This is a genomic window from Streptomyces sp. ATCC 21386 (assembly GCF_018728545.1).
In the GTDB taxonomy this organism is placed as follows: domain Bacteria; phylum Actinomycetota; class Actinomycetes; order Streptomycetales; family Streptomycetaceae; genus Streptomyces.
This window is the reverse complement of record NZ_JAAVVL010000001.1, coordinates 9,069,967-9,095,816: the sequence shown is the minus strand read 5'-3', so window position 1 is coordinate 9,095,816 and position 25,850 is coordinate 9,069,967. Positions and strand designations below refer to the sequence as shown.

At 71.4% G+C, this 25,850-nt stretch carries 22 protein-coding genes; 14 read left to right on the top strand and 8 right to left on the bottom strand.

All coding sequences use genetic code 11. The features are described 5' to 3' along the window. Positions 1 to 91 precede the first annotated feature (91 nt). The 3 genes from GWK25_RS38885 to GWK25_RS38875 all read left to right on the top strand — a co-directional run bounded on the left by GWK25_RS38885 (position 92) and on the right by GWK25_RS38875 (position 4,534). Positions 92 to 1,210: an LLM class flavin-dependent oxidoreductase gene (locus GWK25_RS38885; RefSeq protein WP_215456208.1), complete on the top strand. Its 1,119-nt coding sequence runs from the start codon at positions 92 to 94 to the stop codon at positions 1,208 to 1,210. Positions 1,211 to 1,319: 109 nt separating this feature from the next. Continuing rightward, positions 1,320 to 3,050, top strand: coding sequence for an amidohydrolase family protein (locus GWK25_RS38880; RefSeq protein ID WP_215456207.1), 1,731 nt, complete (start codon positions 1,320 to 1,322; stop codon positions 3,048 to 3,050). Next, a complete protein-coding gene (locus GWK25_RS38875; protein WP_215456206.1) occupies positions 3,047 to 4,534 on the top strand; it encodes an aldehyde dehydrogenase family protein in 1,488 nt (495 codons plus the stop codon). The genes GWK25_RS38880 and GWK25_RS38875 overlap by 4 nt, the downstream gene beginning before the upstream one ends. Positions 4,535 to 4,567: 33 nt before the next feature. Here the strand turns inward: GWK25_RS38875 and GWK25_RS38870 are convergent, their stop codons facing one another. After that, positions 4,568 to 4,867: a type II toxin-antitoxin system PemK/MazF family toxin gene (locus tag GWK25_RS38870; protein ID WP_215456205.1), complete on the bottom strand. Its 300-nt coding sequence runs from the start codon at positions 4,865 to 4,867 to the stop codon at positions 4,568 to 4,570. Further along, positions 4,864 to 5,094 carry a hypothetical protein gene (locus tag GWK25_RS38865; RefSeq protein WP_215456204.1) on the bottom strand — a complete coding sequence of 77 codons (231 nt, stop codon included), beginning with the start codon at positions 5,092 to 5,094 and terminating at the stop codon, positions 4,864 to 4,866. The genes GWK25_RS38870 and GWK25_RS38865 overlap by 4 nt, the downstream gene beginning before the upstream one ends. Positions 5,095 to 5,210: 116 nt before the next feature. On the opposite strand from GWK25_RS38865, the gene GWK25_RS38860 reads away from it, so the two are divergent. The 4 genes from GWK25_RS38860 to GWK25_RS38845 all read left to right on the top strand — a co-directional run bounded on the left by GWK25_RS38860 (position 5,211) and on the right by GWK25_RS38845 (position 7,799). Further along, on the top strand, positions 5,211 to 5,747 hold the full coding sequence (locus GWK25_RS38860; protein WP_215456203.1) for an AAA family ATPase: 537 nt from the start codon (positions 5,211 to 5,213) through the stop codon (positions 5,745 to 5,747). A 10-nt stretch (positions 5,748 to 5,757) separates the two neighbouring features. Beyond that, positions 5,758 to 6,192: a cytidine deaminase gene (locus tag GWK25_RS38855; protein WP_215456202.1), complete on the top strand. Its 435-nt coding sequence runs from the start codon at positions 5,758 to 5,760 to the stop codon at positions 6,190 to 6,192. 88 nt (positions 6,193 to 6,280) lie between these two features. Continuing rightward, positions 6,281 to 6,904 carry a histidine phosphatase family protein gene (locus GWK25_RS38850; RefSeq protein WP_215456201.1) on the top strand — a complete coding sequence of 208 codons (624 nt, stop codon included), beginning with the start codon at positions 6,281 to 6,283 and terminating at the stop codon, positions 6,902 to 6,904. Between the two features lie 65 nt (positions 6,905 to 6,969). Continuing rightward, positions 6,970 to 7,799, top strand: a protein-coding gene (locus GWK25_RS38845) for an IS5 family transposase (protein WP_374200716.1) whose coding sequence is annotated in 2 segments (ribosomal slippage) — positions 6,970 to 7,282 and positions 7,282 to 7,799 — 831 coding nt in all. Because the reading frame shifts where the segments join, the coding sequence is not laid out codon by codon here. Positions 7,800 to 7,814: 15 nt separating this feature from the next. Here GWK25_RS38845 and GWK25_RS38840 read toward each other — a convergent pair. Then, positions 7,815 to 8,297, bottom strand: a complete 483-nt coding sequence (locus tag GWK25_RS38840) for a hypothetical protein (RefSeq protein ID WP_215456200.1) — start codon at positions 8,295 to 8,297, stop codon at positions 7,815 to 7,817. Positions 8,298 to 8,495: 198 nt separating this feature from the next. Further along, on the bottom strand, positions 8,496 to 9,404 hold the full coding sequence (locus GWK25_RS38835; RefSeq protein ID WP_215456199.1) for a virginiamycin B lyase: 909 nt from the start codon (positions 9,402 to 9,404) through the stop codon (positions 8,496 to 8,498). Positions 9,405 to 9,553: 149 nt separating this feature from the next. Between GWK25_RS38835 and GWK25_RS38830 the strand changes: the two genes are divergently transcribed. Both GWK25_RS38830 and GWK25_RS38825 read left to right on the top strand, forming a co-directional pair. Continuing rightward, positions 9,554 to 10,351: a bifunctional 2-polyprenyl-6-hydroxyphenol methylase/3-demethylubiquinol 3-O-methyltransferase UbiG gene (locus GWK25_RS38830; RefSeq protein WP_215456198.1), complete on the top strand. Its 798-nt coding sequence runs from the start codon at positions 9,554 to 9,556 to the stop codon at positions 10,349 to 10,351. A gap of 76 nt (positions 10,352 to 10,427) precedes the next feature. Then, the gene (locus GWK25_RS38825) at positions 10,428 to 10,676 is read left to right on the top strand and encodes a hypothetical protein (protein ID WP_215456197.1); all 249 of its coding nucleotides are present in this window, start codon (positions 10,428 to 10,430) and stop codon (positions 10,674 to 10,676) included. 4 nt (positions 10,677 to 10,680) lie between these two features. Here the strand turns inward: GWK25_RS38825 and GWK25_RS38820 are convergent, their stop codons facing one another. Then, a complete protein-coding gene (locus tag GWK25_RS38820; RefSeq protein WP_374200669.1) occupies positions 10,681 to 11,103 on the bottom strand; it encodes a nitroreductase/quinone reductase family protein in 423 nt (140 codons plus the stop codon). A gap of 74 nt (positions 11,104 to 11,177) precedes the next feature. Between GWK25_RS38820 and GWK25_RS38815 the strand changes: the two genes are divergently transcribed. Then, a complete protein-coding gene (locus GWK25_RS38815; protein ID WP_215456196.1) occupies positions 11,178 to 12,098 on the top strand; it encodes an endonuclease/exonuclease/phosphatase family protein in 921 nt (306 codons plus the stop codon). Between the two features lie 35 nt (positions 12,099 to 12,133). Here the strand turns inward: GWK25_RS38815 and GWK25_RS38810 are convergent, their stop codons facing one another. Both GWK25_RS38810 and GWK25_RS38805 read right to left on the bottom strand, forming a co-directional pair. Further along, positions 12,134 to 12,964 (bottom strand): SAM-dependent methyltransferase, encoded by an 831-nt coding sequence (locus tag GWK25_RS38810; RefSeq protein WP_215456195.1) that lies wholly within the window; start codon positions 12,962 to 12,964, stop codon positions 12,134 to 12,136. Positions 12,965 to 13,100: 136 nt separating this feature from the next. Then, on the bottom strand, positions 13,101 to 14,633 hold the full coding sequence (locus tag GWK25_RS38805; protein WP_215457890.1) for a CehA/McbA family metallohydrolase: 1,533 nt from the start codon (positions 14,631 to 14,633) through the stop codon (positions 13,101 to 13,103). 166 nt (positions 14,634 to 14,799) lie between these two features. On the opposite strand from GWK25_RS38805, the gene GWK25_RS38800 reads away from it, so the two are divergent. Together GWK25_RS38800 and GWK25_RS38795 are read left to right on the top strand one after the other, a co-directional pair. Next, complete coding sequence (locus GWK25_RS38800; protein ID WP_308404428.1) at positions 14,800 to 15,684, top strand: serine hydrolase; 885 nt, start codon at positions 14,800 to 14,802, stop codon at positions 15,682 to 15,684. 162 nt (positions 15,685 to 15,846) lie between these two features. Beyond that, the gene (locus tag GWK25_RS38795) at positions 15,847 to 16,695 is read left to right on the top strand and encodes an LLM class F420-dependent oxidoreductase (RefSeq protein ID WP_215456194.1); all 849 of its coding nucleotides are present in this window, start codon (positions 15,847 to 15,849) and stop codon (positions 16,693 to 16,695) included. Positions 16,696 to 16,879: 184 nt separating this feature from the next. Here GWK25_RS38795 and GWK25_RS38790 read toward each other — a convergent pair whose 3' ends face one another. Next, complete coding sequence (locus GWK25_RS38790) at positions 16,880 to 19,210, bottom strand: immune inhibitor A domain-containing protein (protein ID WP_215456193.1); 2,331 nt, start codon at positions 19,208 to 19,210, stop codon at positions 16,880 to 16,882. Positions 19,211 to 19,691: 481 nt separating this feature from the next. On the opposite strand from GWK25_RS38790, the gene GWK25_RS38785 reads away from it, so the two are divergent. After that, the gene (locus GWK25_RS38785; protein WP_215456192.1) at positions 19,692 to 22,304 is read left to right on the top strand and encodes a bifunctional FO biosynthesis protein CofGH; all 2,613 of its coding nucleotides are present in this window, start codon (positions 19,692 to 19,694) and stop codon (positions 22,302 to 22,304) included. Between the two features lie 94 nt (positions 22,305 to 22,398). Then, complete coding sequence (locus tag GWK25_RS44405; RefSeq protein ID WP_286014576.1) at positions 22,399 to 25,836, top strand: ATP-binding protein; 3,438 nt, start codon at positions 22,399 to 22,401, stop codon at positions 25,834 to 25,836. Positions 25,837 to 25,850: the final 14 nt, after the last annotated feature.

The window sequence follows — 25,850 nt, the reverse complement described above, 5'->3', positions numbered from 1 at the left end:
CTCCACGGGGCCGGTGGAACAGTCGGCCGTGTCGATATCTGACGGACAGTCAGAAGCAGCAGAGGATCTGACCGTGGGACGGTGAACCTCCTTGGAATTCGGGCTCTTTGTACAGGGATACGTGGGCAAGCGGGCCGAGACCGACCCCCTCGCGGAGCACAAGGCGCTGATGGAGGAGACCGAGTACGTCATCCAGGCGGACAAGTCCGGCTTCAAGTACGCCTGGGCCTCCGAGCACCACTTCCTGGAGGAGTACTCGCACCTCTCGGCCAACGACGTCTTCCTCGGCTACCTCGCACACGCGACGGACCGCATCCACCTCGGCTCCGGCATCTTCAACCCGCTCGCCCAGGTCAACCACCCCGTGAAGGTCGCCGAGAAGGTCACCATGCTCGACCACCTCACCGAGGGCCGCTTCGAGTTCGGCAGCGGGCGCGGGGCCGGCTCCCACGAGATCCTCGGGTTCATCCCCGGGGTGACCGACATGAACTACACCAAGGAGATCTGGGAAGAGACCATCGCCGAGTTCCCCAAGATGTGGCTCCAGGACGAGTACGTCGGCTTCCAGGGCAAGCACTGGTCGCTGCCGCCGCGCAAGATCCTGCCCAAGCCGTACGGGAAGTCCCACCCCGCGATGTGGTACGCCGCCGGGTCGCCGCCGTCGTACTCCATGGCCGCGCGCAAGGGGCTCGGGGTGCTCGGCTTCAGTGTGCAGAAGGTCTCCGACATGGAGTGGGTGCTGGAGAAGTACAAGACCGCCATCGTCGACGCCGAGCCCGTCGGGGACTTCGTCAACGACAACGTGATGGTGACGACGACCGCGATCTGCGCGCCCACGCACGACGAGGCGGTGCGCATCGCGGTCGCAGGCGGGTTGCACTACCTGCCGTCGCTGGTCTTCCGGTACCACGACACGTTCCCCCGGCCGGACGGCTTCCCCGCGTGGCCGGAGACGCTGCCCGAGTACAACGAGGAGTTCATCGAACTGCTCATCGAGGAAGAGCTGTTGATCTGCGGGGATCCGGACGAGGTCTTCCGGCAGTGCAAGCGGTGGGAGCAGGCCGGGGCGGATCAGCTGAGCTTCGGGTTGCCGGTGGGGGTTCCGAAGGAGGCGACGCTGCAGACGATCCGGCTCGTCGGGGAGCACGTGATTCCGAAGATCGACACGGATCCTGTGCACCGTACCTCGCGGTTCCGGGCGGCGGGGTGACGTCTGTACGGCGGCTGCGGGCGGGTGGGGGCTGGTCGCGCAGTTCCCCGCGCCCCTGACCGGCACGGGCGGCATCCACATTCTTACCAGGCACCCGGAGGGGAGAGAGATGCTCGACCATGTCATCAAAGGTGTGACCGTCGTCGACGGGACCGGTGCGCCCGCGTACACCGCTGATGTGGGCCTGCGGGACGGCCGTATCGCCGTCATCGGGGAGGTGACGGAGGAGGCACGGTCCTCGGAGGACGCCGCCGGGCTCGTGCTCGCGCCCGGGTTCGTCGATCCCCACACCCACTACGACGCGCAGCTGTTCTGGGACCCGTACGCGACGCCGTCCCTCAACCACGGGGTGACCACCGTCGCGGGCGGGAACTGCGGATTCACGCTCGCGCCGCTCAACCCCGCCCGGCCCGAGGACGCCGACTACACGCGGCGGATGATGTCCAAGGTCGAGGGAATGTCGCTGGTCGCGCTGGAGGAGGGCGCGCCCTGGACCTGGCACGGCTTCGGGGAGTACCTGGACGCGCTGGAGGGCCGGATCGCCGTCAACGCCGGGTTCATGGTCGGCCATTGCGCGCTGCGGCGGTACGTGATGGGTCCGGACGCCATCGGCGGGCAGCCCAGCCCCGAGCAACTGGACGCCATGCTGCGGCTGTTCCACGAGGCGATGGACGCGGGCGCCTGGGGCCTGTCGACCACGCAGTCCTCGACGCACAGCGACGGCGACGGGCAGCCGGTCGCGTCGCGGCACGCGAAGCCCGCCGAACTCATCGCGCTGTCACGGGCGGTGGGCGAGCACGAGGGCACCCAGATCGAGGCGATCGTCGCCGGATGCCTGGACCAGTTCAGCGACGACGAGATCGACCTCTTCGTCGAGATGAGCGCCGTGGCCGGGCGCCCCCTCAACTGGAACGTGCTGACCATCGACTCCGCCGTCCCCGAACGCGTGCCGAGGCAGCTGGAGGCGAGCGAACGGGCCCGGAAGGCGGGCGGCCGGGTCGTCGCCCTCACCATGCCGATCCTCACGCCGATGAACATGTCCCTGGGCACGTTCTGCGCGCTGAACCTGATCCCCGGCTGGGGCCCGATCCTGGGTCTGCCCGTGCCCGAGCGGATCGCGCGCCTGCGCGACCCCGAGGTGCGGGCCGAGATGCTGCGCCGGGCGGACTCGAAGGAGGCGGGCGTCTTCCGGCGGCTCGCCAACTTCGGGCGGTACGTCATCGGCGACACCTACAGCGAGGTGAACGAGGGCCTCACCGGGCGGGTCGTGCGCGACATCGCCGCCGAGCGGGGACAGGAACCGTTCGAGTGCCTGGTGGAGATCTGCGCCGCCGACGACCTCCGTACGGTCCTGTGGCCCATGCCGACCGACAACGACCCCGACTCCTGGACCCTGCGTGCCGAGACCTGGCGCCACGAGGACGTCCTCCTCGGCGGCTCCGACGCCGGCGCCCACCTGGACCGTATGTGCGGCGCGCCGTACACCACCCGGTTCATCGGCGACTGTCTGCGCGGCCGGAAGCTGGTCGGGCTGGAGCAGGCGGTGAAGATGCTCACGGACGACCCGGCGCGCCTCTTCGGCCTGCGGGAACGCGGCCAGGTGCGGGAGGGCTGGCATGCGGACCTCGTCCTCTTCGACCCGGAGCGCGTCGACGCCGGCAAGGCCACCCTGGTGCACGACCTGCCGGGCGACAGCCCGCGCCTGGACTCCAGGGCGATCGGCGTACGGGCGGTCTGGGTCAACGGCGTCGAGGCGATCCGCGACGACGTGGTGACCGGCGCCGTCCCCGGAAAGGTGCTGCGCAGCGGCCGGGACACCCGGACGGTGAGTACGCGGTGAGCGGGCCGGGGTCTTCGGCGGGCGCCGCGGAGGAGTCCGGGCGGCGCCGGCTGTTCATCGGCGGCTCCTGGGTGGAGCCGGACGGCGGGCACTACGAGGTGGTCGACCCGGCGACCGAAGAGGTCGTCGGGTGGGCGCCGGAGGCCTCGCGGGCACAGACGCACGCGGCGGCGGCCGCCGCGCGGGAGGCATTCGGCCCCTGGTCGAGGACGCCTGCCGCCGAGCGGGCCGCGATCCTCGCCCGTACGGCGGACCACATACGACGCCACCTCGTTCCGTACGCCGAACTCGCGCAGGCCGAGAGCGGCGCGACGACCGGGACGGCGCGGGCCATGCAGGTGGGGGTGGGAGCCGCCCGGTTCCAGCGGTACGCGCGCGTGGAGCCGGTGGAGGAGCCGATCGCGCCCCAGATCAACGAGGCCGGGCCGTTCGGGAAGGCGGCCGTGATGGGCGCCCTCGCCGTACGGCAGCCCGTGGGCGTGGTCACCTGTATCACCTCGTACAACAACCCCTGGGCCAACCCGGCCGGGAAGATCGCCCCCGCCCTCGCCATGGGCAACACGGTGGTCGTGAAGCCGGCCCCGCAGGACCCGCTCTCCGTCTACCGCATGGCGGAGGCCCTGGAGGCCGCCGGTGTCCCGCCGGGCGTGGTGAACGTGGTGAGCGGGTCGGGGGTGGAGGTCGGTGAGGCCGCCGTGGACTCACCGGACGTCGACATGGTCAGCTTCACCGGCTCGACGGCGGTCGGGCGGCGGATCGCGGAGGTGTGCGGGCGCGGGATGAAGCGCCAGCTGATGGAGCTGGGCGGGAAGGGAGCGGCGGTCGTCTTCGACGACGCGGACCTGGGCGCGGCCGTGGCCGGAATCGCCACCACTTTCACCTTCTACAGCGGGCAGATCTGCACGGCGCCGACCCGGGTGATCGCACAGCGCGGCGTCTACGACCGGCTGGTCACCCAACTGGCCGCCTACGCGGCCCGGTTGCCGGTCGGCGACCCGCGCGCGCCGGGCACGGTGGTCGGGCCGGTGATCTCGGCGGCCCACCGCGACCGCGTCGAGGCGTACGTCGAACTCGGGCGCAAGGAGGGGGCGCGGGTGGTGGCCGGGGGTGAACGGCCGCCGTACGAGAAGGGGTTCTACGTCCCGCCCACGCTCCTGGCGGACTGTACGCCGGACATGCGGGTGGTGCGCGAGGAGATCTTCGGCCCGGTCGTCGTGGTCCTCCCCTTCGACGACGAGGAGGAGGCCGTCGCGCTCGCCGACGACAGCGACTACGGCCTCATCGACTACGTCTGGTCCGGTGACGTCGCCCGAGCGTTCCGGGTGGCGCGGCGCCTCCGGGCGGGCGGCGTGGGCGTGAACACGGTCGGGCGCAACATGGAGGCGCCGTTCGGCGGGTTCAAGCAGAGCGGGGTGGGGCGCGACGTGGGTTCGTACGCGCTGCACGCGTACAGCGAGACACAGGCGATCGTGTGGCCGGGGTGAGGTGAGCGCACTTCGCGGTCCGGCGCCGTCGCTCTACAGATCGAATACCGCGCGCAGCCCGATCTCCACGGCTTCCATGACGCGTGCGTCGACCGCTCCGAGGTCTTCGGAGAAGCGGGCGGAGGACAAGGTGCGGAACTCGCCGAGCACGATGGTGCCGGACGAGGGGAAGCCGACCGGAATGTCCACGAGTGTCGCTTCGCGCACCTTCTGCGGGTAGACCAGAACACAGGTCGCGGTCTTGTTCTGCGCGTTGAGAGCGTCGGACGAGATGACCAGGACGTGTGCCGGGCCTCCGGCGAACGACAGTTGGTAGACGTGCCCGCGCTTCACCGGCCCGCCACCCGCGCCCAGCGCTCCAGGGTGTCTTCCTCGCTCTCGGCGGGTTCCGCCGAGAGCGTCGTGATCCCGGCCTCGGCCCGCACCTGAGCGGACCTCTCCAGCTCCTCGGCGAGCATCTCGCGGCGCAGTATCCGGGCCGTGTACGCGGAGGCGTTCCCTTTCGCCTTCACGAAGGCGGCCACCTCGTCGGGCAGGCTCATCGTCATGTTGACCGTCATGTTGAGCATCATACTCTCGGTGATACAAGGCCATGGCCGAGCTGCCGACCGGACGGTCCGACGGTCATCGACTACCCTCCGTGTTTCTGCCGCACGGGGCGGGATACGGTCGGCTGGTGATCGTATGGGTGAACGGGGCTTTCGGGAGTGGTAAGAGCACCTTGGTCGAGGAGTTGCGGGGGCGGTGGCCCGACGCGCTCGTCTTCGATCCCGAGGTGATCGGGTACGTGCTGCGGGAGATCGTGGAGGTGCCGACCGGCGACTTCCAGGATCTGCGGCTGTGGCGGCGGCAGGTGGCCGGATTCCTGGTGGGGCTGGTGGAGGAGTACGGGCCGCGGCCGGTGCTGGTGCCGATGACCCTGGTGAAGCCCGACTACGTGGCCGAGGTGTTCGGTGCGATCGAGGCGGCCGTCGTCCCCCTCCATCACTTCTTCCTCCAGGTCCCCGAGGACGTACTCGCCGCCCGTATCGACGGCCGCAGCTTCACCCCGGACGATCCCGAGCAGGACGCACGGGTCCGCCGGTGGTGCAAGGACCGCATCCCGGAGTGCGTGGCGGCGGCCGGTGCCCTCCCCTCCGGCACGGTGTTCCTGGACGGCGAGTCGAGCCCGGGTGAGCTGGCGGAGCTGGTGCTGAAGCGGGTCGGTGCGTGAGGCTGTGGCGATGACCGCGACACCGACCGACCCCGTCGACCACGAACTCGTCCGGGCCGCGGCCCACGTCGCCCGTACGCGGTGCCGGGGCGACAACCACACCATGGCCGCCGCGGGACGTGCCCGGGACGGCCGGATCGTCACCGCCGTGAACGCCTATCACTTCACCGGGGGCCCCTGCGCCGAGCTGGTCCTGATCGGCACGGCGGCCGCCCAGGGCGCGTACGAGCTGGACGTGATCGTCGCCGTCGGCGACCGCGACCGGGGCGTGGTTCCCCCGTGCGGCCGGTGCCGGCAGGTCCTCCTCGACTACTTCCCCACGGTCAAGGTCATCGTCGGCGGGGGCGACCGCCTCCGGGCCGTCCCCATCACCGACCTGCTCCCCGAGAGCTACGTGTGGGCGGACCACCAGCTCGACGCCGAGAACGGGTCGGAAGAGCCCTAGGTTCTGTCTCTTTGATGCGGGAACCGGTGCGGAACCAGGCTGTGTCCATCGATATACAAGATCGCTAGTGGGTGCAGAGGAGTGTGTGATGACCGGCACGGCTGCCCGTTACCTCTATCTGGTGCGGCATGGCGAGGCGGCGTCGGAGGAAAGCGGGCTGACGGAGGTGGGTCGTCGGCAAGCCGTGCTGCTGGGTCAGCGCCTGCGCGAGATCCCTTTCGCGGCTGTTTACCATGGCCCGTTGCCCCGGGCAGAGCAGACCGCGCGTCTGATCGGTGACCAGCTGCAGAACGTTCCCCTACGTGTCTCGGAAGTGGCCGGTGACTACGTTCCTTACGTGCCCATGAGAGACGAGCTGCCAGCGGAATCCGCAGACTTCTTCCTCCGCTTCCTTTCTGGCGCGACTGAGGAGGAACGAAAGCACGGATCTGCTCTCGCCCGGCAGGCGTTGGAGATGTTCACCGGGCCGGTACACGGTGAAGAGGACCGGCACGAACTGGTCGTCACCCACAACTTCCTGGTTGCCTGGCTCGTCCGGGACGCCATGCATGCGCCGCATTGGCGCTGGCTCGGCCTCAACCACAGCAACGCCGCTCTCACGGTCATCCGGTACGCGCCCGGCCGGCCGGCCTCCGTCCTCGTCTCGAACGACATGCGGCATCTGCCTCCCGAGCTGCGCTGGACGGGCCTTCCTCCCGAGGTGCACGTCTAGCGTGCCTGCTGGATGGGTTCGTCAGTTGATCAGTTGTGTCCGTCCGATTAGTGATCTCCGATGAGATGTGGGACCGGATCGAGCCGTTGATGCCGGTCGATCCGGTCCGCGGCCGAAGGTGGGCCGATCACCGCCGCACCCTTGAGGCCATCGCGTGGAAGTACCGCACCAACTCGCCTTGGCGGGACCTGCCGGACGAGCTGGGCTCGTTCCAGACTGCCCACAAACGGCTGATCAGGTGGGCCGTCGACGGCACCTGGGAGAAGATCCTCGCCGCCGTCCTGGCAGCGGCGGATGCCGACGCCGACATCGACTGGACGGTCTCGGTGGACTCCACGGTCGTGCGGGCCCACCAGCACGCCGCAGGCGCAAGCAAAAAGGGGCGATCCGCTCCGGCGAGCCTGCTGATCACGCCCTCGGACGCTCTCGCGGGGGCTTGAGCACCAAGGTCCACTTGGCTGCGGACGGCGGTGCACGGCCTCTGGCCTTCACGGTCACCGCAGGCCAGGCCGGGGACGCACCCGCATTCGAGACGGTGATGTCTCGCATTCGTGTGCCCCGCAGCGGACCGAACCGACCACGAACCCGGCCCATCATCGTGCTGGCCGACCGCGCCTATTCATCCCACGCCATCCGCAGCCACCTGCGGCGCCGGGGAATCCGAGCGGTCATCCCACAGCCGTCCAACCAGATCGGCCACCGCCTGCGGCGGGGTTGCCACGGAGGCCGCCCGCCAAGCTTCGACCGTGAAGCCTACAAGCAGCGGAACACAGTTGAGCGGTGTATCAACCGCCTCAAGCAGTGGCGCGGCCTGGCCACCCGAACCGACAAACTCGCGATCGCCTACCAAGCCGCACTCCACCTCGCCGGCATCCTCATCTGGGCCCGACGCTGACCAAAGAGACAGAACCTAGTCGCTGAGGTCCTGCTCCGCCGGCTCCCCCCGGCCCACCGAGAGGGACCAGTGCACTCCCGGGGCGGCGGTGACGGTGACCGTGCCCGCGCGGTCGGCGCCGGCGAGGGTGAACTGGTTGTGGATGCCGGTCACTTCGCCGTCGCGGCAGTCCAGGGGGAAGGAGGCCGCCAGCGGACGGAGCTCCACGTCGATCCTGCCCTTGCCCTCGCAGTCCACCGCGACGGTCACGGTGTCGCCGTCCCCTTTCTCCGCCTCGCCGTACTCCAGGGACGCGTTGCCCTGCGTGCGGTCCTGACTCAGGACGACTCGCTCGGCCATGTCCAGCTCCGGGGCCCTGTCCACGACCTCGCGGCCGGGGAGGTCGGTGGTGGCACCTGCCTCCCCGTAGACCTCCGACCCGGAGGACCACGCGGTGGTGGAGAGGAGGGCGACCGCCGACAGCAGAATCAGAGTGGCGATGAGTCCGCGGTGCGGCATACGCGATGTGTGTGACATGAACGTCCCCCGTCAGTAAGCCCGTTGGTCGCGGGCGAGGCCGTGATCGTGACACCGCGTCGTGAACGGCAACAAGACGATGGGGCGGGTTCAGAGCAGGATCTGAGGTTGCCCTACCCAGCGCGGAGGGCGCACCTCAACCGGTACGCCTCAGTCGCGAACCCCTCAGTCGCGAACCCCTCAGTCGTGCACCTCGACCCGGGCCAGGGAACCGGTCTCCAGGGCCGTCCACACCGCGCCGTCCGGTCCCAGGGCGATTCCGTGGGGCTCCGAGGAGGGGGTCGGCAGGTCGTACTCCTGGATCTCGTGCGTCTCGTGGCCGATCCGGCCGACACGGTTCGCGCCCCACTCGGTGAACCAGCAAGAACCGTCGGCGCCGTCGACGACGGCGTGCGGGCGGCATTCCGGGTCCGGCAGCGGGAACTCGTCGATCCTGCCGTCCGTGGTGATCCGCCCGATCCGGCCGGCGCCGATCTCGACGAACCACAGGGCCCCGTCACCACCGGCGGTGACACCCACGGGCGCGGCGCCCGGCGTCGGCAGCGGGTGGACCGTGACCTCCCCGTCCAGCGTGATCGCACCGATGGCGTCGGCCTGGTTCAACGTGAACCACAGCCGGTCGTCCGACCCGGCCGCGATGGCCGACGCGAACGCCCCGGTGAGCGGGAGCGGGAACTCGGTGACCTCCCCGTCGGTCGTGATCCGCCCGATCCGGTCGGCCCCCGACTCCGTGAACCACAGCGCGCCGTCGGCGCCGACCGCGATCCCGAACGGGCCTGCCCCGGGCGTCGGCAGGGTGAAGGACGTGACCTCGCCGGCGGTGGTGATCCGCCCGATCCGATGCCCCTGGAATTCCGTGAACCACAGCGCGCCGTCCGGCCCGGCCGTGATGACCGACGGCCCGCCGGTCGCCGACGGGAGGGCGTACGACGTCACCTCGCCGTCGAGCGCGAGCCGGCCGATCCGCCCGGCGTGCACCGCCGTGAACCACAACGCCCCGTCCGGTCCGGTCGTCACACCGTACGGCCCTGCCTCGGCGTCGGAGACGGCGAACTCCGTGATGGACGCGGTGGTCTGGCGATCGGGCATAAGGCAAGGGCTCCTCGGTCTGCACCGCGTGCGGCGGTGGTCGGCAGTCAGCGATCAACAGTCAGAGTCAACAATCACCAACGCGGCCCTGCCGTGTCGCGTGAATTCCCGCCGCGTCAGGGGTCCTTGGACGGGGGAGGTCTGCCGGTATGACTGACGAGATCTTCCACGACCGGCGGCTCGCCGAGCTCTACGACCCGCTCGACCCCGATCGCGGCGACCTGGACGCCTATCTGCGCATCGCGGAGGAGTTCGGCGCGCGGAAGGTGCTGGACATCGGCTGTGGGACGGGGGTGTTCGCGCTGCTGCTGGCGGAGCGTGGGGTGGAGGTGGTCGGGCTCGACCCGGCCGACGCCTCTCTCGACGTCGCACGGGCCAAACCGGGGGCGGGCCGGGTCCGTTGGATCCACGGAGACGCGACCGACCTCCCGTCGCCACCCCTCCAGGTCGACCTCGTCACGATGACCGCCAACGTGGCGCAGGCGATCGTCGACCCGGAGCTGTGGCGACGGACCCTCACGGCCGCGTACGAGGCACTGCGGCCGGGCGGTCGCCTCGTCTTCGAGACCCGGGACCCGTCGAGACGGGCCTGGGAAGCCTGGAACCGCGCGGAGTCGTACGGGGTGACCGACGTGCCCGGCTTCGGCAGGGTCGAGAGCTGGGTGGAACTGACGGAGGTCTCCGGCCCGTTGGTGTCCTTCCGCCGGCACTACGTGTTCGGCGGCGGTTCAGGCGGCGTGGACGACTCGGCCGCGTCCCTCACCTCCGACTCCACCCTCAGCTTCCGCGAGCGGCACGAGATCGAGGCGGACCTGCTCGCGCACGGCTACACCGTGGAGGACGTACGGGACGCTCCCGACCGGCCCGGGAAGGAGTTCGTGTTCGTGGCGTGTGCCTCGGGTGACTCCCGTCCGCCGGACCCGTACGGCACTGCGTCGAGGACCTGAACGCCCGCGTGGGGTGAAACGCCGCCGCGTCGGGCTTCGAGGCAACCCGGGCGGTGGCCGCGCGGTCCTAGCAGTCATGGAACTCGATCCCGACCTCTGCCTGGCCGTCCCGGACGGTTTCGACGACTCGGACGCGGAGTCGCAGGTGCATCCCATGGCCAGAAGGCTCTTCATGGCGGTCACCGCCGCGGACGCCTTCAGGAAGGCCCACGAGTGGGTGGGCGCGCACGACGTGTTCCTGGTCGACGCCTCCTGGCACCACGCCCACGACGAGGACGAGCCCTACGTCCTGACCATCTACTTCACGTTCGAACAAACCCCCTAGGGCCCTAGTCGCGCAGGTCCACCCGTACCGTCAGCAGTCGTGAGCCCAGTACCCGCACCGCCGTGCTGTTCAGGCGGGGCAGCGTGCGCAGGCGGGTGATCGGGTCGTCGTCGGGGAGGAGGTGGGCCGTGCCCTCGTGCCAGCGGCCCCGGATGCGGACGCGGACCGAGGGGTCGGCCTTGATGTTGCGGATGTAGTGGGAGGCGTCGCCGTACTCGGAGACCAGCCAGAACGAGTCGCCGACGCGGCGGCCGCCGATGGGCGTGCGGCGGGGGAGGCCGGACGTACGGCCGGTGGTCTCCAGGACCGTCTGGAACGGGACGCGGCGGAGCACCGGGTTGGCGACGCGCCGCTGGAAGGCCGTCACGACCCGTTGTTTGAGGTCCATGGGGGCGGTGGGGGCTGTGGGGTCCTCGTTCCGGGACATCGGCTTGGTTCTCCTCGGGGGGTGGGAGGTACGGAGTACAGGATCGGGTGCGGGGCGAAGGCGGTGGGTGGCCGGTGCGGGTCGTGACGTGGAACCTGTGGTGGCGGTTCGGGCCGTGGCAGGAGCGGCAGAAGGCGATCCTCGCCGTACTGCGCGAACTGCGCCCCGATGTCGTCGGGTTGCAGGAGGTCTGGGAGCAACGCGGAGAGGGGCCCGGACACGGTCGCGGAGAAAATGAGCGGCCCGGGGAGGGCAACCTCGCCGGGTGGCTCGCCCGGGAGCTCGGGATGCACTGGGCCTGGGGCGAGTACGGCGACGCCGAGCGCTGGCAGCGGCGGATCGGGGACCCCGGCGTCGGCATCGGAGTCGCCGTGCTGAGCCGGTGGCCCGTGCTGGAGAGTGCCGCCATCGGGCTGCCGACGGCGGAGGGCGGCAGCGGGCGCGGCGCCCTCCACGCCCTCCTCGACGCACCCGGCGCGCCCGTGCCCTTCTTCACCGCCCACCTCAGCTCGGAGACCGACGCCTCCGCGCAACGCTGCCGGCAGGTCACCGCGCTGGCCGAGTTCGTGGCACGGCACCGGGGCGGGAGCACCGGCCACCCGCCCGTGATCACCGGCGACTTCAACGCCTGGCCCGATTCCGACGAGGTGCGGCTGTTCGGCGGTTACAGGACCGCGCCCGCCGTGCCCGGACAGTGCTTCTTCGACGTCTGGGAGTACGCCGAGCCGGGCGTCCCGTCGGCCACCTGGGACCTCGCCAACCCGTACGTCGCCGCGTCGCACGGGCCGAGCGTACGGGTCGACTACATCCACGTCGGCCCACCGGGCCCCGGCGGCCTCGGCCATGTACGGGCCGTGACGAGAGCGGGCGACGCCCCCGTGGACGGCGTATGGCCCTCCGACCACGCGGCGGTCGTGGCGGACCTGGAGGATCTGGCGGACGGGGGTGGGGCCGCCGCGGGGGCCGACAGGGAGGCCGGGGCCGGGGCGCGCTGACGCCCCCCGGCCACGTACACCGCCCGCCGCCTTCCCTACGGCTTCCGGCCCACTCCGCCGTGCTGCCCGATCGGCTTCGGCTCGCCCGCCGTCGTGTCGTCCGGGTGCCACAGGGGGACGGAGACGATGCCCGGAGGGAGCAGGTCGAGGCCGTCGAAGTAGCCGGTGATCTGGTCGATCGGGCGCAGGAAGTACGGGACGGCGCCCGTCTCGTTGTAGGCGTCCTGGGCGCGCTCGTAGTCGGGATCGGTGCCCCGGGAGCCCTCGTTGATGTTGAGGTAGCTGCCGGAGGGGAGACCGGCGAGCAGGCGGCGGACGATGTCACGGGCCTCGTCGTACGAGCTGACGTGCCCCAGGATGCCGCTGAGGATCAGCGCGGTCGGCCGGGAGAGATCCAGTGTCGCCGCCGCGGCCTCCAGGATGCGCTCCGGCTCGTACAGGCTGGCGTCGATGTACGCGGTGGCGCCCTCCGGGGAGGAGTACAGCAGCGCGCGGGCGTGCGCGAGGACCATCGGGTCGTTGTCGACGTAGACGATCCGCGCGTCGGGCGCGCTGCGCTGGGCGACCTGGTGGGTGTTGTCGGCCGTGGGCAGCCCGGTGCCGATGTCCAGGAACTGCCGGACGCCCTCCACCTCCACCAGGTGCCGGATGCTGCGCCGCAGGTACGCGCGACTGCTGCGGGCGATGGTCACGATGCCGGGGAAGGCGCCGGCGTACGCGTCGCCGGCCGCCTCGTCCACCGGGTAGTTGTCCTTGCCGCCCAGCCAGTAGTTCCAGATGCGGGCGGAGGCGGGCACCGAGGTGTCGACCTTCTCCTTCGCCGCCGGAGCCGCCGCCGGGTCGGGCGTCGTCGCGTGATCGGTCATGGGCGCCGTCTCCTCCGCCGTGCAGGTGCGCCGTCGCACCGACGGACGCACGTTTGTGTCGAGCCAAACATAAGGCTCAACACAGTTGTTTCGTACGCGGGTTCCCCCTGTCGGTCCCGCATCTTGGAGGTGACCGCTAGCGACGCCCCAGGAAGATCGGGTTGGTGAAGGCCGCCAGTGGGCCCGGGAACCCCGGGACGATCGGTGGCCGGCGGACCTCGGCGCGCACGTACGCCGCGTACGAGGCCGTCGTACGCCACTGGGCCGTGCCCGTGCCGGACTCCGGGATCGTGGGCGAGGTGAACAGGACGCCCTGGTCGGTGACGAAGCGGATGGTGCAGCCGGCGGAGCCCGTGGCCTCCAGACGGACGGTGACCGGGGTGTCGCCGTCCACCTTCAACCGTTCGCCGATGCCCGCGTGCCCGCCGCGCGGCCCGGACGCCGTGAACGACACGGACACGTCCTTGGACTCGGCGACGTACGAGCGGCCCGCCCGCAGCCCCTCCTGGATCGCCTCCCGGCTCAACTCCTCGGCCAGGACGACCGTCTGGGGGCGGCCGACGGGGTCGGGATCGCGGTGGGCGTCGCTGTTGCCCATCGCCGGGATCCAGTCCTGACGGCCCTCGCGCACCGCCGCGACGAGCATGCCGTCCCAGTCGGCGAGCGCCACCTCGTCCTCCGGCGAGTACGCCCCGTTCCACACCTCCACCGCGTCCGCCTCGCCGAAGCCGAACTTCCAGTTGCAACCGATGCAGGTGGCGTGCGGATGGGCCGGGACGACCAGGCCCCCGGCGCGGCGGATCTGGCGTGCGTACTTGCCGAACCGGTTGTCCCGCGCCCGGTAGCGCCAGTCGACGAACGTGCCCGGGTCGACGCCGAGCGCCACCACGTGCCCGTTGCGCGTGGTGACCTCCTCGCCCAGCATGATCAGCAGGTCGTCACCCGCGTGGTCGGCCCAATGGGCGTGCGCGGACTGGGTGTTGTGCTCCGAGCTGTTGATGAAGTCCAGTCCCGCGGCCCGCGCGAGCGCCGCCAGCTCGGCGGGCGTACGGCGGCCGTCGGAGTACCAGGAGTGCAGATGGCAGTCGCCCCGGTACCAGGCCCGGCCCCGCCCCTTGGCCCGCTCCGGCGGATACACCGGCCGCACCGCCGGGGCGGGCCTGCCGTACGTCAGGGTGATCGTGATCTCGTACGGCAGCCCGTCCGGTGCCACCGTGTACGGGCCCAGCGCGATGTACCAGGTCCCGGGGCGTACGGGGCCCGGGAGATACCCCGGGGTCGCCTCGTCGGTCCGGATGAAGAACTCGGTGCGGGCGCCGCCCGACCAGCCGCGGAAGCCCTTGCCGCCCAGTTCGGTGCCGCGCTCGTCGAAGACGCCGATGTCGAGGGCGTTGCCCATCGTGCCGGCCGGGACGGTCGTTCTCTCGTAGCTGTAGGAGACCCTGAACTCCCTTACCCCGGCGGGTACTTCCACCGGCAGATACACGAAGTCAGGGGATCCGGTGGGGAGGGTCCCCCTGATCGTCCTGGTCTCCTGCTCGCCGTCCGCGGCCTCGGCGCCGCTCGTCCAGAAGGTCACGCTTCCCAACGTAAGCGCGGCCGCCGCCGACGTCACGAACAGCGCGCGCCTTCCCAGTCCGTTCCCGTCACCGTGGTGGTCGTCGCACATGCTGCTGCTCCCCAGGTCGGTCGTGAGTGACATGGCGTGGGTGGTGCGTGGAGTGGTGCGGGGGTGGTGCGTGGTGTCCGCCACCTTCGTATGCGGTGGTGAACTGCGGGGCAAGGGAAAGGAATCGCCAGTTTTCGATACGCGACAGAGCGGGGAGCGGGGGAGCGTGCGCGTGTGGACACCGATCTGTGTGCTGGGCGGAGCCGGTGTCACCGACCGGGTCGCGCACGGCCATGACGCGGACCGGTTCGTGGAGATCGGCTCCCTCACCAAGGTGCTCACCGGCACCGTCCTGGCCCGGCTGACGGCGGCGGGGGAGCTGGACTTCGACACCCCGCTGGAGGAGTGCCTCGACGAGGTGCCGAGGGGGACCGGCATCACCCTGCGGCACCTCGCCGAACACACCTCGGGCCTGCCCCGGCTGCCCGCCGGACCCACCGGCCTGCCCACGGGCCCGCCCGAGGACCCGTACGCCGGTTTCACGGAGGCGGTGCTGCGGGAGTCGCTGCGTGACCTGGACCGGCTGACGGCGGGACGGCCGGGCCGGGAGGAGTACTCCAACCTCGGCTACGCCGTGCTCGGGCTCGCGCTCACGAGCGTCACGGGCCGCTCGTACCAGCAACTGGTGGACACGCACGTCCTGTCGCCGCTCGGGCTGGGCGCGGGAGCGATGACGGCGAGCCCACCGGAAGGGCGGCGGCTCGTGCCGCGTGATCTGTTCGGCCGCCCCCGCCCCCTGTGGACCATGACCGGGGCGATCCTGCCGGCCGGCGGCCTGTGGTCCGGCTGCCGGACCCTGGCGGACCTCCTGGTGGCGCTGCTCGTGGAACGCCGGTTCGGCGACCCGGCGCCCTCCTGGCTGCGGGCCCCTTCGCTCCGCTGGCACGACGGCGCCACCCGCGGCTCGTCCACCGTGGCCGCCGCGTACGACGACGGCCGCTGGGCCCTCGTCCACCGCCTCGGCCCCCTGCCCGGCACGATCGCGGCCGCCAGGCGCGCCCTGCGCGGGGCCACGCCGACGCGTCCCGCCCCGAACGCCGATGAAGACTGACCCGCCGCCCCGCGCGGCCCGCACGCCCCGCGCGGCCCGCACGCCCCGCGCGGCCCACACGCCTCGCGCGCCTCGCGCGGCCCGCCCGCCCGACCGGTCGGCTCCCCTAAGTGCCGACCGGTCGGTATGGACATCCTTGTCCATAGCCGCTAGAGATGACACATGCGCATCTCCGTGACGATCTTCCTCACCGACGAGACGATCACTCCGACCCGGCTCGCCCGGGAGCTGGAGCAACGCGGTTTCGCGGGGCTCTACCTCCCCGAGCACACGCACATCCCCGTCGAGCGGACGACCCCGTACCCGGCCGGCGGTGACCTGCCCCGCGAGTACGGCCGCACCCTCGACCCCTTCGTCGCGCTCGGCCAGGCCGCGGCCGTCACCGAGCGGCTCGGGCTCGGCACCGGGATCACCCTGGTCGCCCAGCACGACCCGATCGACCTCGCCAAGCAGATCGCGACCGTCGACCACCTCTCCGGCGGCCGTCTCACCCTCGGCCTCGGCTACGGCTGGAACGTCGAGGAGGCCGCCGACCACGGGGTCGAGTGGGGCACCCGCCGGGAGCTGGTGCGGGACCGGATGGCGCTGATGCGGGCGCTGTGGGCGGAGGAGCCGACGGCGTACGCGGGGGAGTTCGGGAGCGTGCGGGCGAGTTCCGCGTACCCGAAGCCGGTGCAGAAGGCGCGCGGTCCGGTGGTGGGGCCGCGCACGCTGATCGGCGGGGCGGCGGGGCCGAAGCTGTTCGCGCACATCGCCGAGTACGCGGACGGGTGGCTGCCCATCGGGGGGCGTGGCCTGAGCGAGGCGTTGCCGGTGCTGCGCACGGCCTGGGCGGACGCGGGGCGTGATCCGGCGGCGCTGCAGGTCGTGCCGTACGCGGTGCAGCCGAGCGCGGGGAAGCTGGCGTACTACGCGGAGCTGGGGATCGAGGAGGCGGTGGTGCAACTGCCTCCGGCTGGGGAGGGGGAGGTGCTGGCGTTGCTGGACCAGTACGGGGAGTTCGTGGCGTAGTCGGCGTCTCGTCTGCCGGGTTCGGGCGGGTCGGCGGGTGCGGATCCGTCGTGGTCGGCCGCGCGGTTCCCCGCGCCCCTGAGCAGCGGCCGGGGCTGCGCCCTGTGCTTCTCAGCCGAAGGGCCGGGCCGTGCGGCCCGGCCCTTCGGTGGCGCGGGTTACCGCGATCAGTCCAGGGTCGTGGTCACTTCCCCGCGGGTTCCACCCGGACCGTGACCGTCGAGCCGTCCTTGGCCTCCTTGACGATCTGGATCTTGGTGTTGGTGTCGGTGATCCTGACGCCGCCTGTGGGGTTGCTCTTGTCGTAGTAGGTGTGGGTGCGGTCGTTGAAGACCGGCACCCCCTTCTTCGACGTGACCTTCAGCGTGACCTTCTTGCCCCAGTGCAGCGTGAAGGCGTCCGTGCGGCCCAGGGTGAACGTCGAGTCGTGCGTCTGGTGGTCATTGCCGGCCGGCTCGCCGTCGGACCACTTCAGGGCCTTCGGGTGGGCGTCGACCGGCAGCAGCAGGCCGACACCGGGGTGCTGGCTGGTGTTGTTGTCCTGCTGCGAGGTGTCCCACTTCCAGATCAGCAGGCCGTTCTGGTACGGGTAGCGCTCCACCCAGTCGGGGCGTGTGGTGTTGATCGCGAGCTTGAGCGCCTGGTCGTACGACACGTACTGGCGGTTCTCGGCGATGTAGTACTGCTCGTGCTCCGTGGTGTAGGAGCCGCCGAAGCGGGAGAAGCCGGCGGCCGTCCAGGCGGGGTCGGCGGTCTCGGCGTTGTCCGAGAAGAGGGGCGAGCCGTCGGCCGTGACGGTGATCCGGTCGGCCACGAATCCCTTCTGGGCCACGAACTTGTCGGTCTGGTAGCGGAACCGCAGCTCGATCTTCCGGCCCGCGTAGGCGTCCAGGGAGTACGACAGCTTCCGGAAGCCGTCCGTGGTGCCGTCCAGGACCGGCCTGCCGTCGCCGTCACGGCTGATCGGCCGGCCGTCGGCGGTGCCGTCGACCGCCGTCCAGGTGGCGCCGCCGTCGGTCGAGACCTCGGTGTAGAGGAAGTCGTACTCCTTCTCGATGTCCCACCAGCCGTCGAGCGTCAGCGCCGCGGAGGTCCGCCCGGTGAGGTCCACGGAACGGGTCAGCGTGTTGGACAGGCTGTTGGCGCTGCCGCTCCACCACTCCCGCGTGCCCTCCACGGGCTTGACGACGTCGACCTCGACCCGCTTCTCGGGCAGCTCGACCACGAGGGCCTGCTTGTCCTTGGTGTTGTACTCGGCGACGCCCAGCGTGTGCGTGGACTTCTTCCCGGCCTTGGCCCGGTCGTAGTTCAGCCAGCCGAGCTGGAGCTTGTCCCAGGCGGTCATGTCGCCGGGCAGGTCGCCGATCTCGGTCCTGCTCCGGCCGAGCCAGGAGCCGCCCGACATGAGGGTCCAGGAGCCGGTGGAATTGCTGCCCTTGCCGCTGGTGTCGTAGTGGTCCGGCAGGCCGAGGTCGTGGCCGTACTCGTGGGCGAAGACGCCGAGGCCGCCGTTCTCCGGCATGATCGTGTAGTCGCCGACCCAGATGCCGGTGTCGCCGATCGGGGCGCCGCCGCGCTTGTTGCCCTCAGGGCCGGTCTTGTCCCAGTCGTCGTTGAAGGCGTACCAGCGGTGGGACCAGATGGCGTCCTCGCCCTGCGGTCCGCCGCCGGCCTCCTCGCCCTCACCCGCGTGGACGAGCTGGAAGTGGTCGATGTAGCCGTCGGGCTCGTTGAAGTCGCCGTCGCCGTCGAAGTCCCCGCGGTCCCAGGTGTCGAAGCTCGCCAGCTCCGTCTTGATCTGGGCGTCCGTCCGCCCGGCCGCCTTCTGCTGCTCGGCCCAGGCGGTGACGCCGTCCGCGACGACCTGCCAGGCGCAGGTGTCGGGCTGGCACTTGTTGGAGCCGTAACGGGCCTCGTTGTAGGGGACCTTGACCCAGGCCGAGACCTCTCCCTCCACGGAGTAGCGGCCCGAGGACTGCTTCTCGTAGTACTTCTTCATCGACTCGGTCTTCTTGCCCGTGCCGAAGAGCAACTGCTCGTAGTGCTTGCGGTCGTAGTCGGCCCGCCAGGCCGTCGTGTTGTTCTTCTTGCGGTCCGGCTTGGCGATCTTGTTGTGCAGCGGGCCCGGCGTGCCGCCGTAGCGGTCGTCGGTCTTGTCGCCGAACTCGACGAGGACCGTGAAGATCCGGTCGGTCTTCTCGCGTCCGAGCTCGACGTACTTGGGTTCGCCCTTCCTGCTCTTGAGCTGGACGACCTTGGAGCCGTCACGTTTCTCGACCGTGGCGTCGCCGGATATGAGCTGCTTGAGGGCCTCCTCGCGCTGGGCGGCCTGGGTCCTGGTGAGCGGGCTTTCGAGGTCGTGCGCGTGCTCGTGCGCGGTGTGGGTGTGCAGGTGGGTGGGGTGGGCTTCGGCGGCCTGCGTGCCGGTGACGGTGGAAAGCGTGAACGTCGCGGCGGCGGTGGCGAGGGCCACGCAGGTCGCTGCGGCCCTGAACGCCCAGCGGTTGCTGGTCACTTGGTGGGGGGTCCTTCCTGTACGCGGTCGGCCGTGCGGGCGGGCGGACGGTTCTGTCCCGTGACGCCCGGGGCCTCTGACACGCGTGATGGTTCAAGTGAACGTATTTGATCGGAGGTTGCGAAAAAAGGAAAGTTCGCAATCGTCCGTGGCACGAGTAACTCCGTTATCGGACAGCCATATTCGGCCTCGCGCACAAACTGTTCACTCGTCCCGCAAGTGAGCCGCAAAATTACCCATTGGTATTACTGGGCGGTAATGGGGGGTGGTGGTGGCGGTTATGGGTGGCGGTAATTCATGGCGGCAATTCATGGCGGGTATGGGCGCCGGTGCCGGCTGTCGTCGGCGGCTGATAGCGCGAGTGGTCGGCCGTCCGAAGGCGGCCCGTCGGCTCGCCGCCGGTTACACCGTGTAACGCATCACGGTCCATCCGGTCCGCCGTGCCTGTCTGGGCCGATCCGGTCGCTCGTATGCTCGACGGATGACGACTTCCGCGACCTCTGGAAACGGACCCACCGACTCCACCGGCCCCACCGCTCCCACCGGGAACTCGATGCGGCGCGCGCTCAAACGCGCCCGTGACGGCGTGGCGCTCGACGTGAGCGAGGCGGCGGTGCTGCTCCAGGCGCGCGGCGCCGATCTGGAGGACCTCGCCGCCTCGGCGGCACGGGTACGGGACGTGGGGCTCGCCGAGGCCGGGCGGCCCGGTGTCATCACGTACTCGAAGAGCGTCTTCGTCCCGCTCACCCGGCTCTGCCGGGACAAGTGCCACTACTGCACGTTCGTCACCGTCCCGGGCAAGCTCCGCCGGGCCGGCCACGGCATGTTCATGTCGCCGGACGAGGTGCTGGACGTGGCCCGCAAGGGGGCCGCGCTCGGCTGCAAGGAAGCGCTGATCACGCTCGGTGACAAGCCGGAGGACCGCTGGCCGGAGGCGCGCGAGTGGCTCGACGCCCACGGCTACGACGACACGATCGCCTACGTCCGCGCCATCTCCATCCGCATCCTGGAGGAGACGGGCCTGCTCCCGCACCTCAACCCCGGCGTGATGAGCTGGACGGACTTCCAGCGCCTCAAGCCCGTCGCGCCCTCCATGGGCATGATGCTGGAGACGACCGCGACCCGGCTGTGGTCCGAGCCCGGCGGCCCGCACCACGGCTCCCCGGACAAGGAACCGGCCGTCCGGCTGCGGGTGCTGGAGGACGCGGGCCGCTCCTCCGTCCCCTTCACCTCCGGCGTCCTCATCGGCATCGGCGAGACCTACGAGGAGCGGGCGGAGTCCCTCTTCGCCCTCCGGAAGGTCTCCCGCGCCTACCACGGCATCCAGGAACTGATCATCCAGAACTTCCGCGCCAAGCCGGACACCGCGATGCGCGGCATGCCGGACGCGGAGCTGGACGAGCTGGTCGCCACGGTGGCCGTCGCCCGGCACATCATGGGCCCGGCCGGCTGCATCCAGGCCCCGCCGAACCTGGTCGACAACGAGTACGAGCGGCTGATCGGCGCCGGGATCGACGACTGGGGCGGGGTGTCCCCCCTCACCATCGACCATGTGAACCCCGAGCGCCCCTGGCCGCAGATCGAGGAACTCGCCGAACGCTCCCGGACGGCCGGCTTCGAACTGCGCGAACGCCTCTGCGTCTACCCGGAGTTCGTGACGCGCGGCGAACCGTGGCTCGACCCGCGCCTGCTGCCGCACGTACGGGCGCTGGCCGACCCCGAGACCGGGCTCGCGCTGCCGGACGCCGTCGTCGAGGGCCACCCGTGGCAGGAGCCCGACGAGGTCTTCGTCGCCGCCGGACGCACGGATCTGCACACCGCCATCGACACCGAGGGCCGCACCGGCGACCGCCGCGAGGACTTCGACTCCGTCTACGGCGACTGGGGCGCCCTGCGCGAGGCGGCGGCGCCCGGGATGACCCCCGAGCGCATCGACACGGACGTACGGGCGGCGCTGGCGACGGCGGCCGACGACCCGACGAAACTGACGGACGCCGAGGCGCTCGCCCTGCTGCACGCGGACGGTCCGGCGCTCGACGCGCTCACCCGGATCGCGGACGACGTCCGCAGGTCGGCCGTCGGCGACGACGTCACGTACATCGTCACCCGCAACATCAACTTCACCAACGTCTGCTACACCGGCTGCCGCTTCTGCGCCTTCGCGCAGCGCCGCACGGACGCCGACGCGTACACGCTCTCCCTGGACCAGGTCGCCGACCGCGCCCAGCAGGCCTGGGACCTCGGCGCGGTCGAGGTCTGCATGCAGGGCGGCATCCACCCCGACCTGCCGGGCACGGCCTACTTCGACATCGCGAAGGCCGTGAAGTCACGCGTCCCCGGCATGCACGTCCACGCCTTCTCCCCGATGGAGGTGGTGAACGGCGCGACCCGCACCGGGATGTCGATCCGCGAGTGGCTGACGGCCGCGAAGGAGGCGGGCCTCGACTCCATCCCCGGCACGGCGGCGGAGATCCTGGACGACGAGGTCCGCTGGGTCCTGACCAAGGGCAAACTGCCGACGGCGACCTGGATCGAGGTGGTGACGACCGCCCACGACGTGGGCATCCGCTCCTCCTCGACGATGATGTACGGCCACGTCGACCAGCCGCGCCACTGGCTGGGCCACCTGCGCACCCTGGCGCGGATCCAGCAACAGACAGGGGGCTTCACGGAGTTCGTGACCCTCCCCTTCATCCACACCAACGCACCCGTGTACCTGGCGGGCATCTCCCGCCCCGGCCCGACGATGCGCGACAACCGCGCCGTCACCGCCATGGCGCGCCTGCTGCTCCACCCCCACATCCCCAACATCCAGACCAGCTGGGTGAAGCTGGGCACGGAGGGCGCGGCGGAGATGCTCCGCTCGGGCGCCAACGACCTGGGCGGCACCCTCATGGAGGAGACCATCTCCCGCATGGCGGGCTCCTCCTACGGCTCCTACAAGTCGGTCAAGGACCTGATCGCGGTCGCGGAGACGGCGGGCCGCCCCGCCCGCCCCCGCACCACGCTGTACGGGCCCGTCCCGGAGGAACGGCAGCGGGCGGCCGAGGCCTCCGACGGTCATCTGCCGGAGTTGTTGCCGGTGTTGGACTGACAGTCTGTCGGTCTTCGCCCGTGCCGACGGGGGAAGGTGAGGGAGACCGTCCGCCCGGGTACCTTCGGGGAGACCGGGCACGGGGGTGGGACCGATGAGGCCGACGCGGCCGACGATGCAGGAGCTGATCGCGCGCCGCAAGCGCGCCGGATTCGTGGGGCGCCGCAGGGAACTCGACCTGTTCCGAGGGAACTTCGACACGCCACCCGAGGACGAACGGCACACGTTCGTCTTCCACGTCCACGGCCCGGCCGGCGTCGGCAAGTCCTCACTCGTCCGCGAGCTGGAGGCCGTGGCGACCCGGCACAAGGCGCTCACCGCCCGCACCGACGAGACGGTCAACAGCGTGCCGGAGGCGATGGCGGCCATCAGCGCGCAGTTCGCCCGGCAGGGTGCCGAGTTGAAGGCGCTGGACAGGCTCCTCGGCACCTACCGCCAGCGCCGGCACGAGGCGGAGAGGGCGTCGGCCGCGCTGGACGCGGGGCCGGGCGCCGACGCACCCGCCGCGCCCTCGGCGGGCAGCCTGGCGGCCTCCCGGGCCGGGCTCATCGGGCTGGGCATGGTCCCGGTCGTGGGCGCCTTCGCCGGCGCCGTCGACCCGGCCCAGGTCGCCCACCGGACGGACCGGCTGCGGGCCGCGCTGAGCGCACGCTTCAGCAACCACGACGACGTACAGCTCGTGCTGGAACCCCTGACGGCCCTCACCCCGGTCTTCGTCGCGGAACTGGACCGGGTGGCCGCCGACGTCCCCTGGGTCAGCCTCTTCTTCGACACCTACGAACGGACCTCGCCCTTCCTCGACGCCTGGCTCCTGGACCTCGTCACGACGGACCGCCACGGCGCCCTCCCCGCGAACGTGATCCTCACCCTCGCGGGCCAGCACGGCCCCGACCCCGCCCGCTGGGGCGACTACGCGGGCTTCGTCACCGAGCTGGCCCTGCGCCCCTTCACGGAGTCCGAGTCCCGCCAACTGCTCGCGGCGCGGCAGATCGTGGACGAGAACGTCGTACGGGAGGTGCTGCGGCTGTCCGGCGGGCTCCCGGTGCTCGTGTCGACGCTGGCCCAGAACCCGGGCGGCGGCCCGGGCACCGTCGACGACCCCTCCGCCACGGCCGTGGAGCGCTTCCTGAAGTGGGAGCGGGACCCGGCACGGCGGGCGACGGCGCTCGCGTGCGCGCTGCCGCGCCGGCTGGACGAGGACCTGCTCGGGGCGGTGGCGGACGGCGCGGAGACCCAGGAACTCTACGAGTGGCTGTGCGGGCTGCCGTTCGTGACTGAGCGCGCCGGTCGGGCGGAGTTCCACGGCGTCGTGCGGACCGCCATGCTCAGGTTCCAGCGCGCCCGGACGCCGAAACGCTGGACCGAGCGGCACACGCGACTGGCCGAGGCGTTCGGCGAGCGCCGGGCCACGGCCGGGGAGGGGCTGGACCCGGCCGGTCTGTGGCTCGACGAGTCCTGGCGCGAGCTGAGGATCGAAGAGCTGTACCACCTGCTGTGCGCCCGCCCGCAGACCGCCCTGGCGCAGGCGCTGCGGGACGTCGTCGACGCGTGCGAAGCCGACGAGGGGGCGGCCCGGGGCTGCGCCCAAGCCCTGGCGGACGCCGGGGAACAGACGGAGACGGAAGCGGTGGGCGCATGGGGACGCGACCTCCTCGCGGCCCTCGCCGAGGAGCCGGACGGGGTGCTGTCCGCCCTGGCGCTGCTCCTGACCCGGGCCGACCTAGACCCGCCGGTGCGGGCCAGGGCACACGGCGTACGGGGGCGCGAACTGCGCTGGGCGGGGGAGTACGACCGTGCCCTCGCCGAGTACGACCGTGCCGTCGCGCTGGACCCGGAGTCGGCGGACGCGTACCAGGGGCGGGGCATCACGCACCGCAGACGAGGCGAGTACGCGGCGGCCCTGGCCGATGTCGACCGCGCCGACGCGCTGCGCCCCGGAACCGCCCAGACCCTCGGCGTCCGCGGGGACATCCTGCACGCCCTGGCCCGCTACGAGGAGGCGGTGGCCACCTTCGACCGCGTGCTCGAACTGGATCCCGCGCACGGACTGGCCCTGGCGAGCCGGGGGCAGAGCAAACACCGCCTCGGCGACGACGAAGGGGCACTCGCCGACTTCGACCGGGCGCTGGAGAACGATCCGGAGTATCTGTGGGCCCTGGTCCACCGCGCGGAGCTGCATCTGGACCGGGACCGGCACGACGAGGCCTTCGCCGACCTCGACCGGGCCGTGCGGATCGCTCCGGACAGCGCGTGGATCGCCTCCGAGCGGGGGGACGCCTACCGGCTGGCGGGCAGGAACGAGGAGGCCGTCGAGGAACTCGGGCGGGCCTGCCGGCTCGATCCCGCCCATGTCTCCGCCCACGCGAGCCTCGGCTACGCGCTGGCACGCCTGGGCCGCCACGAGGAGGCCCGCACGGCCTTCGACCGCGCGATCGAACTGAACCCGAGGTACGCCTGGGCCATGGTCCACCGGGCGTTCCTCCTGGGCGAACTGGGCGACCAGGACGGGATGTCCGCGGATCTGGACCGCGCGGTGGCGGCCGACGGGTCGGGCACCTGGGCGCTGGGGCAGAGGGCCAGGGCCCACCAGGACGCCGGCCGCTACCAGGAGGCGCTGAAGGACTACGACCTCGCACGGGAACGCGAACCCCACCGCTGGGCCTCGGAGAGGGCGGCGGCGCTGCGGGCCCTGAGTGCCGACGACGACGCGGTCGCCGAACTCGACCGGGCGCTGGACCGCGAGCCGGACGACGCGGCCGTGCTGGCGGACCGGGGCGTGGTGCGCCTGCGGCGAGGACAGTACGTGGCGGCGCTACGGGACCTGGACCGGGCGATCGCGCTCCGCCCGGACACGCCTGGTCTGCACGCCGCCCGGGCGAGAACGTCCATCGCCTGCGGGCGCCTTCCGCAGGCGCTCGCCGATCTCGGACAGTGCGTGGAGCGCGGGGAGGAGACCGCGTGGGCGACCCGCAGGAGCGCCGAGGTGCTGCTGTGGTGCGGACGTCACGACGAGGCCCGGCAGTTGCTGGACGGCCTCGGGGACACCGCGGAGCAGTCGGACGACGCGGAGACGGTGACGACGCGCTGGTACGTCGCCGGCGTGAGCGACCGGTGGGAACGCGCGCGGCACGTCGGTGATCCGGCGGCGGCCTTGAGGCACAGGCTCAGGTTCATCAGGGCGGAATCGTCCCTCCTGCTGGGCCGGTCGCGGGAGCTGCCCGTGGCCGAGGAACTGTCCCGTCTCCTCCAGCCGATCACCACGCGGGTGGAGGAGAGCAGCGACGCCGCCGCCTCGTTCGAGGAGGTGCTGGTCGCCTGCGCACTGGGCGACGGACCGCGAGCCGAGTCGATGCTCTCCGAGGGGCTGGCACGCGACCACGACTGGGAGGACCTGGCCGACCTCACTCTCCGGCTGACCCTCCTGTCCCGCGCCCCCGACACCGACCCGGCGCCCTTCGGCCCGCTGATCGCCAGGGCCACCGGGGCCCGGGACGCCTTCCGGGACGCCTTCCGGGACGGCGTCCGGGGGTGACCGCTCCCGGACGC